Consider the following 11,626-nt stretch of genomic DNA (forward strand, 5'->3'; position numbering starts at 1 on the left):
ATCTCCTTTGATTCATTCTCCACTCTTCGCAACCTCATAATAGAAATGGTCTACATCAATATATCCCTGCTCACTTTCGCAGTTATAGCTGTATAACCCCATCCGGTCGCCCCTGTAATTCCCCCATCCCAGCTGATACGCGTCTCCAAAGCTCGTGAATTGTACGCCATCGACGCTATATTCAAACCGGCTGATTCCGTCTACGTTCCATACAGACCTTAACCATAGGGTAGAACCCTTTAATTCATGACCCCATTCTACCGTACCCGAATGATTAAACTTCAGGATCCTTGTCCCGTTCCGTTGCTGTACGCCAATCGTGCAATAGGTTAGCGCAAAATGGCAAATTCCGGCTTCTTGCCCGTCCGCCATGCAGCCGATTTCTATTTTTGCCGTTGCCGCATTCTGACCGGTTCTAAACGCTCTTTGTGATAGGACATTGCAAACCTTAAAAAAGTTCTTATCGATAGTTGGGCACGCGTACAGGCGCAAATAGCCGGGCCGTTCCGTTAACGACCACTTATCTGCTCTTGGCTGATGATTCCATTCCCAATAAGGCTTAAGATCAGCCCTATCAAAATCGTCGTAGGTCGAAAGAACCGTTGCGGGATGCCCGTTAATCGGTTTCCTGCCTCCCCATACCATCTCTCCGACTCCGTCGCCGTCCGTATCTTCTCCAATGATCGGCCATCCGTCCACCCATGTTGCGGGCAGCAAGTGAAGCGGTCTACCCTCGTATTCGCCCGTTCCCTGATGGCTAATGAAGTACCACTTCCCGGAAACCGTCTGGACCAGTCCGCCCTGATTCGGCTCCCGGTCTATTTCCTTTCCGTGCGTATGAATAATTTCCTTTTCCTCATAGGGACCATAAATATGCCTTGCCCTTAACATCATGACAACTCGGGCTTCACCGCCTTGCTGAGCTCGCACCTCGCTGTGGAAGAAATAGTAAACCCCGTTTATTTTGTAGAGCTTATTGGCTTCGCTCCCTTTGTATTGATGGATAATCCTATCGCTGTCATGCAGCAGCTCTTTGCCGTCTTCGCTAAGTTTAATTAAATGGATATTATAGTTATCGGCAAAATGAGTGGCAACCAGGTAGCCTTGTCCGTCATCGTCCCAGAATGGGCAGCAATCATCCCAGCTAGTGACCTCCCAAACCCTATGAAGCGGCACCCAAGGTCCAGCGGGATCGGAAGCCGTGCTCATAAACAATCCTTCGTCGGGCGTGAAAAAATAGACCCAGAATTTATTCATATGGAATCGGATGGCGCCGGCCCAGACCCCTCTGCCATAACGATTCATGCGATCGTAATTGTATTCCGGGCCAATGCTTGTCAAATCTTGAACAACATGTCCGATCGTGCTCCAATTCACAAGATCCTTGGAATGCAGCACCGCCATCCCCGGAGAGCAATGCAAAGTAGAGGAGATGCCGTAATAATCATCCCCGACCCGAATGACATCCGGATCGCTATAATCGCCGGGCAAGACAGGATTGACATAGGTGCCATCCCCCTGATCCCCCCAAGCACCCTTCTTCGATAATAAATGGTAGTTAACTTCCATAACCTAGCCATCCTTTGCCTTTGAATTTACCTGATCGTTGTACATCTTCAATACCACTTCGTTATCCTCGTGGTCTTGCTATCCCGCCTGTTACAATCCCGCAAGGGCATCGATCTCGTCAGCAGGAAGGGCTTGGTCATAAATGCGGAAATCATCCACTCGTCCGTCGGGATACGGATCCGCAGCGTCGGCGTTTATCCCCTTCTCTATCCGTTTTCAAGAAGAAGCCCCCAATTTAACGAAGATTCGATTGGGGGCTTTGATGATTATGCATTTGTAAGCGTTTTTATAATCGACCAGTCTCCTTAAAGCTTGTGCTAGAATCCTACCAATCCCTCAACCATCCCGATTCGCTCTCTCTCTATCGGAGGAAGGCTCTTGAGCCTTCCTCCGATAAAAGAGTTCTAATCAATGAATGCCTGATTGATCATGAGGCACCGTTACGGTTGCCGTTACTGCCTTTTTGTTGCCCGCTTTATCGGTAGCCGTATACGTGATCGTGTAGATGCTTCCTTTTTCCGCACGCAAGCTGAATGAAGTGGCATCTGTGCCGAAATTGGCCTGAATGTCGCCGCCTCTGCCGCTATCCGGAAAATTGCTCGTGATGGAGGTCAACACTACCGATTCGATCCCTGAACCGTCGTCGCTCGAAACTAGAGTGGCATTGATCGGTATCATCATATGATTCGGCGGCCAAATCATCGTCTTGTCCAACTGGGCCGTTAATTCAGGAGCTGCCTTGTCCACTTGAAACGCAATCGTCTTGAGTTGTTCTACATTGCCGGCTTTATCCTTGCTGCGGTAACCGAGCTTATAAACCCCATCGCCAAAGGAAGGAATAGATCCCGTATATACCATCCACTCGCCGTCATTAATCTGGTACTCCGTTATTACAGCCCCTCCGGCTGGATCGGCGGATACCGATAAGCTTACGGTAACATCCGTTGTATACCAGCCGTTCTTGCCGTTAGGTTGAGCAGGGCTTAATGCTGCCGTGGTGACAGGAGCATTCTTCCAAATGTTGCTTACTACAGCGCTGGTTACATTCGAAACATTGCCTACAGCGTCCGCTCCTCTCGCATATACCGTAACATTCTCCTGTACAACAAAGGGTTCCGTATATGCTGTCCACTGGCCGCTATCGCCCACTTTATACTCCTTCACCGCCGCATCGTCCGGATAGGCGATCATTACGGTGACACCTTGATTAATCAAGGCGGTGGTATCTACCGCCAATATTGCGTCGGCCGGCGGCATACGGTCGATATTGCCAACCTCATATGGAGTGATGTTGGAGACATTGCCCGCCGCATCCGTTCCTCTTGCATATATCGTACTGTTGTCAGAGATAACCACAGGAGCGCCGTACGCGGTCCATAAGCCGGCCTCGCCAATCTTGTACTCCTTCACTGCAGCATCGACCGGATAAGTGACCGTTACGGTCACATCCCGGTTCGTCGGCGCTGTAATGTCGGCGGACAATACGGCGTCTTCGGGCGGCGTCCTGTCGATATTGCTGACGGTATAGCTGATCACATTCGAAACATTGCCCACAATGTCCTTGCTCTGTGCATAGACAATCACATTGTCGGATAAGGTGACGGGTGATTCGTACGCCTTCCATGTGCCGTTCTCACCGACTTTGTACTCCTTGACCGTCGCGTTGTCCGGATAGCTGATCGTCAAGGTAACATTGCCGTTGGTCGGGTCTGTAATGTCAGCTGTGAAGACCGCGTCCGAGGGTGCTGTCTTATAGATGTTGCCGACCGTGTAGCTCGCCGCTTCCGAGACGTTGCCTGCGGCATCCGCACTTCTTGCATACACGGTTGCGTTGTCGGAAACCGTTACAGGAGCAGTGTAAACGGTCCATTCACCGTTATCGCCCACTTTGTACTCCTTCACCGCCGCGTCAAGCGGATAGTAGATCGTCACTGTAACATCTTTGTTGGTCGGCACTGTAATATCTGCATACAAGCCGGCCACAACAGGTGGAGTAACATCGTCGATGTTTACTGTAAGCGTGTGATGCTGTTCCTCATTGCCTGCCCAGTCTACGCTCCAATAAGCGATCGTATGCGCTCCATCGGTGGTTAACGTAACCGTGTTCCCGGCTTGCTGCGTGCCGCCGTCAAGGGTGTAATAAGTTGCCGCAACACCTGAGCTGTCATCTGTAGCGTTGAGGTTTATCGTTGTACCTACGACAACCGAACCCTGTGGAGCATCCTCCGTTGTGACCGGAGGCGTCACGTCCGCCGCTTTCACTGCCCCATGGAATCTCACTTCATTCATGTTTCCAAACCAAGCGTTTGGATTGACAATTTTGATGAAACGGTATGGTACTTTACCGCTGACCGCCAAGGCTTGCCAATCCCGAGTAGCTACCGCCGCTTTGGTGAGTGTCGTCCAGGTCGTATTATCGTTGGAGCCTTGGATCACTGCACCGTTGATTCTTGCAAAATATTGATCTTGTCTTGCGAGCAGCTCTACACTCGTAAGCGTAGCTTGATTGCCAGCTTTAAAGTCAAAGATAATGTAGCTTCCCGTTCCGGAGTTGTTGCTTCCAATACGGAAGTCGGAACCCGTGCTTGCATTGCTGTCAAACAAGTAATTCACCTGCTGCAAGGTTTGTGCGGCAGTTCTTCCAGAAGTGGAATCAATCAAATTTGTGATGCTGGTGACATTTTTAATCACATCCGACTCATCAACAAGGTAAAGAGAACTGTTGTCTGTCGTTTGAGTAGCCGGATACCCTGCCGTTCCGTCTTGTTTGTTGTAATTAATGGTGAATTTCACCGGCCCTGCTGCCACGCCTTGATTCAAGGTCGCCGTAGCCGTCCAGTTGATATTGTCAGTCGAAGATACAACTGCATCCTCGCCTTGAATCGCGACTTTTACGTCTTTAATTGGCTCTTTGGCTACTATCGCTAGTTTTACTGTGTTGTCGGGGACGATCCTGTTTACAATACTTTGAGGCGAACTGATCGAAGCCGATTGGATTCTAATCAGATTTTCAACTTTTCCGTGGAATCTCACCTCGGCCATATTGCCAAACCACGCATTGCCATTGATAATTCGGATATAACGATACGGGACATTGCCGCTGACATTCAAGGTTTGCCAGTCCGGGTTAGATACCGCAGCTGCAGTGAGATTCGTCCAGATCGTATTATCGTTGGAGCCCTGAACCACTGCACCATTTATTCGAGCAACTTGATCTTGTCTTGCAAGCAGTTCCACATTCGAAAGCGTAACTTGATTGCCTTCCTTAAAGTCAAAGGTGATATAGCTTCCGTTGCCGGAGTTGTTGCTTCCAATACGGAAGTCGGAACTCGAATTTGCATTGTTGTCAAACAGATAATTCACCTGTTGCAGGGTCGCTGCCGCGGTTCTGCCTGCAGTTGAGTCAATTAAATTGGCGATACTTGTTACATTGCCAATCAAATCCGACTCATCAACAAGGAACAGTGTCGAGTTGTCTGTAGTACTGTGAATAGGGAATCCGACCGCTCCATCCTGCTGGCTGTAATTAATGGCGAAATTTACTGTGCCTGTTGCCACGTCTTGATTCAAGGTCGCCTCTGCGATCCAGTTGATATGGTCCGCAGAAGTAACCGTCGCGGCCAGGCCTTGAATCGTGACATTGACGTTGTTGATCGCTTCTTTAGATGTGAAATCCAATTTGACCGTGCTGCCTGGAACAATCCTGCCTTTGACGCTCTGCCCCGAACTGATCGAAGACAACGCGATCTTGCTCAGGGACTTCACAACGCCATGGAGTCTTACTTCCGCCATATTGCCGTACCACGTATTCGCATTGTAAATTCGGATATAACGGTACGCTGTCGTATTGCTAACGTTCAACATTTGCCAATCCGCGGTAGATGCCGCTCCATTGGTGAGAGTCGTCCACGTCGTATTATCGTTGGAGCCCTGAACCTCTGCACCGCCTAGTCGGGCAACTTGATCTTGTCTTGCAAGCAGTTCCACATTCGAAAGCGTCACTTGATTGCCTTCCCTGAAGTCAAAGGTCATGTAGCTTCCCGCTCCGGAGCCGTTCAACCGGAACTCGGAACTCGTACTTACATTGTTGTCAAATAGATAACTCGCTTGTTTTAACGCATCTGCCGAGCTATAACCAACCAAATTGGCGAGGCTGGCCGCATTCGTAATCAAATCCGAATCATCGGCAGCGAACAGCTTGGAACCATCGGTTGTGCCATACAGAGTATCTCCGTTCGTTCCGTCCTGCTTGGTATAGTTGACACTAACTTTCACATCGCCGGTTTGATCTTGTCCGGTCAAAATTGCCGTAGCCGTCCAGTTGATATGGTCCGTCGTACTGACTGTGGCATCCTGGCCTTGAATTTTAACCGTCAGGTTACTGATCGCTTCTTTGGCCTTGATGGTTGCTTTAATGGTATTGCCTAGTGCAACCCTGCCGTTAAGAGCTTGATCCGAACTTAAGGAAACCGATTGAAGCTTGTTGCCAATTTCGTAACGCGTTCCATAGATGTCGAAATCGCGCATTTCCAAGAGATTAACCACACTATTATGAAGTACGTCGGGCAGCGGTTTGATCATTTCCAATTTGATATAACGGTATTTCTCGTTTTGGTAGGCAGGATCTACATCAAGGGTATGATAAGCTTGCGTATACTGGGTGACGCCAGGTGTCAGACGAGTCCAGTTCATCTTATCATTGGATCCATATACCGTAGAGTTGGCGAGACGATCGACGAAAATATTGCTCTTGAACCCAAACTTCGTAGCTGAAACCTTATAATCGGGACCAAAATCCAGTATATGGTACAAGTGCGGCGGTGACCCCTGCGCCAGACCAAACCAAGCGCCGCTTTCCCAATCACCATCATTTACATAAACGGCATCTTTACCAAAGGTGGACCAAGCTACAGTCTTGTACCATAACATTCCGTGATCAGATAAAGGCGTCACTAATTCCAAACCATCGACTGCAGCCCTCAGAGCTTGCAACTGCATATCGAACTCCGCTTCGGACGCAGTGTTAATCACACTCAACGTGTCGTTATAGACCGTTTGGAAATGGCCCAGCGTTGCTTCCACGTAAGCTTGGTTTTGATCATAGGAAGCAATGATGGCTTGTACTGCCGAAGTACGGTCGCTGCTTACGATAATGTCAACATTTTTGGCTGAAACGGTAGTGCCGTCCGTTGCCGCGAGGACAACGGTATAGTTTCCTGCCTCTGTAGGCTGCCAGGTAAATGCGCCTGTATGGGTATCTAACGGAAGCTCTTTGGAATTATTCTGAAGCTCATACGTAATCACATCCGTGCTGCTTGCATCCGTAGCAGACAAATCCACACTCACGGACGCTCCTACATAGGTATAAATCTTCAAATCCGAGCTTCCTGCTTTGAATACCGGCGGTGTCAGATTCGTACCTGCCGCCGTATCAACGGAGTCAAGATCGACAGTAACACCCGGCGTTCCTTTTACCGTCATATAGAGAAAATCGCTAAACGACCCAGAAAGAGTTACATATTTCCACGCCCCCTTCGTATCCGGAAGGGTAATGGTCGAATCTAGCGCATCCAATGTGCTTACGCCATTGGTACGAATCTTGAATCCAAAGGGTCCCGTACCTGAACCTGCAACGCCTCCAAAACTGAGCACAGCAATTTTACTTCCTTCTTGCGTTGCATGAAATCGGATGAAGCGGGTATCGCCCTCTTGCAGAGTAGCCGTATTGTTGTCAAGACTCGTGTAGCGATCCTCGAGATGCAAGGTAGTGCCGCTTGTTTGATCCTGAGGAATAAACTTCGCCGCGTCAGCCTCCGCCTCCGGTGGCAAATAGATCCAGAAATCATTTCCTGCATCCTTATTTCCCCATCCGCCTACAGATGGTACGAGTTTCTTGGTGAAGGCTTCGTAATAGTGCGGTGCAAGCTGGGATACGTCCTCATGTTTGATATACGTATAGTAGGAATAAAAATCCCAGAAGTTAGCCGTCCCAAATCTTCCCTTATAACCAGTTGAGATACTATTATAGGTATCTCTTATATATCCTCCCATACCAATGTTATCTGGGTCGCCGCCCGTAATGGCGTATGCCTGCGGTGTCCATGGCGTGTCATAACCGAGCATGAACTGCCAGAAATAATCGGCTGCCGCTAAAAGTCGATTATTCAGAAACTCCATGATGTCTACTGCATTGTCCTCTGTAGACGGGGTTCCGACTACCGGATCTACTTTGGTTCCCTGGGCATGGATCAAACGGGTTATGATAGCCGCGTTGGTTAAGTCGCCGCCGCCGTGCGCTTGGTCTCTGCCCATCTCCATATGTTGAACGTGAGGTTCTACCGGTGTTCCTTCCCCGACCTTCGTTCCCGGTTGCTGTTCCTCCGTAACCCACCGGAACAGCGCCTTAATCGATCCGTTAAAGCCTTGATCGTTAGCTGTACGGTTAACGGTAAACCATTCCACGGCCTCGTTGTATCTATCGCGGTTGCCGGTAAAGATATAACCGGATATCGCTCCTATCAACGGATAATTATGCTGGTTCATAAAATGGTTTTGATCATGCAGCAATACTTCGGTTACCGGAACAATAAGATTGTTGGTAATATTCGCAGTATCTTGATCTGTCCAAGCCAGCGCTTCGGTTTGAGTGCTTGAATACCTTAGAATCTCAGCTGCCATGAGCATTCGGTTAAGAGGTATTCCTGCGTGAATATGCGCATCTGTATAGTACTTGTATTTCGCAGGATCCATCTGTTCCCAAATACGGATAATCATCATTGCATTGGCACGGTATACGTCATCACCGGTTATATAATACATCAGCGCCTGTGTATATGCCTTCAGGCCGTCTGCAATAAACCTTCCTTCAATACCTTGACTGTCGAAATTATCGTTGAGTACTGTCACACCGTCTCTGCTGTTGCTTGAACCAATCGTTCTTGAAGCCTCGGGTGTTGGGAGCAACATAGAATTAAAATAGTACGTCCAGGGTTGTGCGCCTGCCCTTATCTTCGACCTAACATTGTCAAGAAGCTCCTTGGTCTGTCCTACTCCGGGATGGATAAAGCCGGCATCATCGGTAACCTGCGTAATCGTCGGCAAATAATCCGTAAAAATCGATGTTGTTTCTGCCTTGACTGTACCCGGCAGAACGATAAGGACCATCTGTGCCAGCAGCACAATGGTTGTAATAAAGGGCAGCCATCGTTTTCCCTTTTGTTTCATCAGTAATCTCCTTTCATATCGAAGAAATATAAAGCGCTTTCAAAAAAAACTCCTTTGACTTATATTAGATTCACATAGCCGGCAACGATCTTGAGATCGGAACACCTACCGATCTGATTTACCAGAATCGACAGGTGCTCCTCATTCATTGCGATAGGGCCTCAGAGCGTTTTACTTCTTTTGAGCAAGGAAGGCATTGATTTGATTCTTCAATTCTTCTTTAATTTTTTCTACGCCCGAAGCTTTCAAATCCTTATTCATCTTCGACAAATTATCATTAACGTCGCCGAAACCGGACAATAAGAATGGAAGATACTTATCCATAACAGTGGTGCATTTGGCGATTTCATTTTTTACAGGCTCTTGATCGAATGTAAATCCTGCCAATACATTTTTCTTATAGGTATCCGGCTTAAATTGATATTCATAATAGTGTTGAATCTGCTCCGGCAATCCTGCGGGAATTCGATGGAAATTCGGATTCCAAGTCAACTCGAAGGCAGGGAAAGCGTAATTTTTGGTCGGATCGACTCCATCCGGAATCTTCCACTGATTATCTCCTACAGGCTCCCAGTTTTTACCTTCTATACCGTACGTAAATAAGTCATTGTTCTCCTGACTGGAGAAAATCCAATCCAGGAATTCCATTGCTCTATCAATTTTTTTAGAAGAAGCAGGTATGGCAATGAAATTCCATGCCTTGCCATCCGTAGATTGTGTTCCAGGTGTCATTTCTTGATTGTTCTTGGAAATCGGCCAGAAACCAAGCTCCGCATTTGGATCAATGGCTTTTGCTGCGTCTTCCGTTCCCTTGAAACCATTTAATGTTGCGTATCCCGCAGCGGCAGGCTTTCCTGTTCCAGTCGCAGCAGTCATGGTATCTGCCGGAATAAATTGGTTAAACCGCTTCGCTTGGTTAAACTGGTTCATCAAATAATCGAGACCGTACTTAGGATTAATGTTCGCCCATTCGGATGCCGGATCTCCATAAGCCGCCACACCCGCGACGGATTTTCCATCATCTGCGATTTGAACGTAAACGAAATTTTTCTTCGGATTTGAGCCGCCGATAAATGGAAATACGTTCCCTTCAAGCTGTTGTGCATTGATATCCGTAAATAGCTTGAAGAATGCAGTGTTGCCATAATTCCCGAACAGAGTCATGTCTTTTTCGTTTTCTTTTACTTTTTCAAGGAAGTTATACAAATCATCATAGCTGCTTATATCCTTCATTCCATACTTGGTCAACAAATCTTTCCGATACCAGACACCTTCCATATCCATGAAAGCGTTTGTAAGCGGAATGGCATAGAGTTTGCCATTCATCTTATTATCATTGATATACTCTTCTGAGAAAGCCTTCTGAAGCCCGGGATATTTGGGGTTGTTAAAGTATTCGCTTAAATCCGCCAATGCGCCGTCTCTGGCGAATTTATCCTTTGACCACGGGTTAAAGAGGTCGATGTCCTCTCCCGATGCGATCCATAATTCATGCTTTGGACCATAGTCGGCAGGCGATGTAAAGGTAAGATTCAAGGTCGTATTAAGCGTATCCTTCGTCCGTTTCTCAAACTCCTTAATGACGGGATCGACATCGCGATACATCCCGTTTTCGGTCCCGAACAGACGAATATTAAGCGTAACCGGATCCTTTGTTGCGGGCGCTGTACTTTCTGCCGTGTTGCTGGTAGGCGCAGTGCTTTCACTCGGCTCGTTTGATGCCTTGCTGCATCCGGCGATTGACGCGGCAAGCATGGTTGCAGCAATCGGTAATACAACAAACTTTTTGTTCATTTTTAGTCCTCCCTTTTACTATTCAATCCTATATACTAAACCGCTCTCGCGGGCTTAGCCCTTAACAGCTCCAACTACTAATCCCTTAACAAAGTACTTTTGCAGAAATGGATACACAAAAATGATGGGACCTACAGTGACTACGGCAGTAGCCATTTTGGCCGTATTGGTTGGAACGACATAATTAGCAACTGTAATTCCCTGCATTTGATTCAATTGATTTGCAAAGTCTACTTCTCTCAATACCTTCATGATCAGATATTGCAAAGAATACAGATCCTTATCGGAAATAAATAGAGTGGCTGTAAACCATTCGTTCCAGAAACCGAGTCCATAAAACAATCCGATCGTTGCCAATGCAGGTTTTGCTAGCGGAAGGATGATTTTAAATAAAATATAGATGTCATTCGCACCGTCTATTTTGGCGGACTCCGCCAGCGAATCCGGTATTTGCTTGAAGAAGTTCCTTAACAGAAACATATTAAACGGGTTAACCAAGGCCGGTAAAATATAAACCAAGATATTATCGCTTAAACCTAAATACTTGGAGATAAGAAGGTAGGTAGGTATCAAACCTCCGTTAAACAGCATCGTAAAATAGACGAAAAAGGCGATTTTGTTTCTGTGAGTAAACGTTTTCACGGAAATGGCATAAGCCATCGCACTGGTAATGATCAGGCAAAGGATCGTACCCGCAACCGTGAAAATGATCGTTGTCTTGTAAGCGCTGAATATGGCGTTATCCTGGAATATGACCTCGTAAGCAAATAACGAGAATTGTTTAGGAATAAGAGCAAAGCCGGTCAATCGTACGGATTTTTCGTCTGATATGGAGCTTGAGAAAATAAGGATAAAAGGCACAATGCAAAATATTGAAAATAAAGCCATGAACAGATAAGAAAATAGATCTAATGCTTTATTTTCCAAGCTGTTTTTCATTTGTTTATCTCCTTCCTCAAGTGAAAACGGCTGCGCCGTCCCTTGGAGGAGCAGCATACGTTTCGCGAATGAAATATAAGCATAGTATAATGAAAACCTA

The 11,626-nt window shown here is 47.1% G+C and carries 4 protein-coding genes; all 4 read right to left on the minus strand.

What is annotated here, in order from left to right; translation table 11 throughout:
* Window positions 1-12: 12 nt before the first annotated feature.
* The 4 genes from WFK81_RS24775 to WFK81_RS24790 all read right to left on the minus strand — a co-directional run bounded on the left by WFK81_RS24775 (window position 13) and on the right by WFK81_RS24790 (window position 11,526).
* Window positions 13-1,569, minus strand: a complete 1,557-nt coding sequence (locus WFK81_RS24775) for a glycoside hydrolase family 43 protein (protein ID WP_336789336.1) — start codon at window positions 1,567-1,569, stop codon at window positions 13-15.
* 408 nt (window positions 1,570-1,977) lie between these two features.
* A complete protein-coding gene (locus WFK81_RS24780) occupies window positions 1,978-8,793 on the minus strand; it encodes an OmpL47-type beta-barrel domain-containing protein (RefSeq protein ID WP_336789337.1) in 6,816 nt (2,271 codons plus the stop codon).
* Between the two features lie 171 nt (window positions 8,794-8,964).
* Window positions 8,965-10,587 (minus strand): ABC transporter substrate-binding protein, encoded by a 1,623-nt coding sequence (locus WFK81_RS24785; RefSeq protein WP_336789338.1) that lies wholly within the window; start codon window positions 10,585-10,587, stop codon window positions 8,965-8,967.
* A gap of 54 nt (window positions 10,588-10,641) precedes the next feature.
* Window positions 10,642-11,526 (minus strand): carbohydrate ABC transporter permease, encoded by an 885-nt coding sequence (locus tag WFK81_RS24790; RefSeq protein ID WP_336789340.1) that lies wholly within the window; start codon window positions 11,524-11,526, stop codon window positions 10,642-10,644.
* Between the last annotated feature and the right edge of the window lie 100 nt (window positions 11,527-11,626).

It is taken from the genome of Paenibacillus sp. MMO-177 (assembly GCF_037147795.1).
In the GTDB taxonomy this organism is placed as follows: Bacteria; Bacillota; Bacilli; order Paenibacillales; family Paenibacillaceae; genus Pristimantibacillus.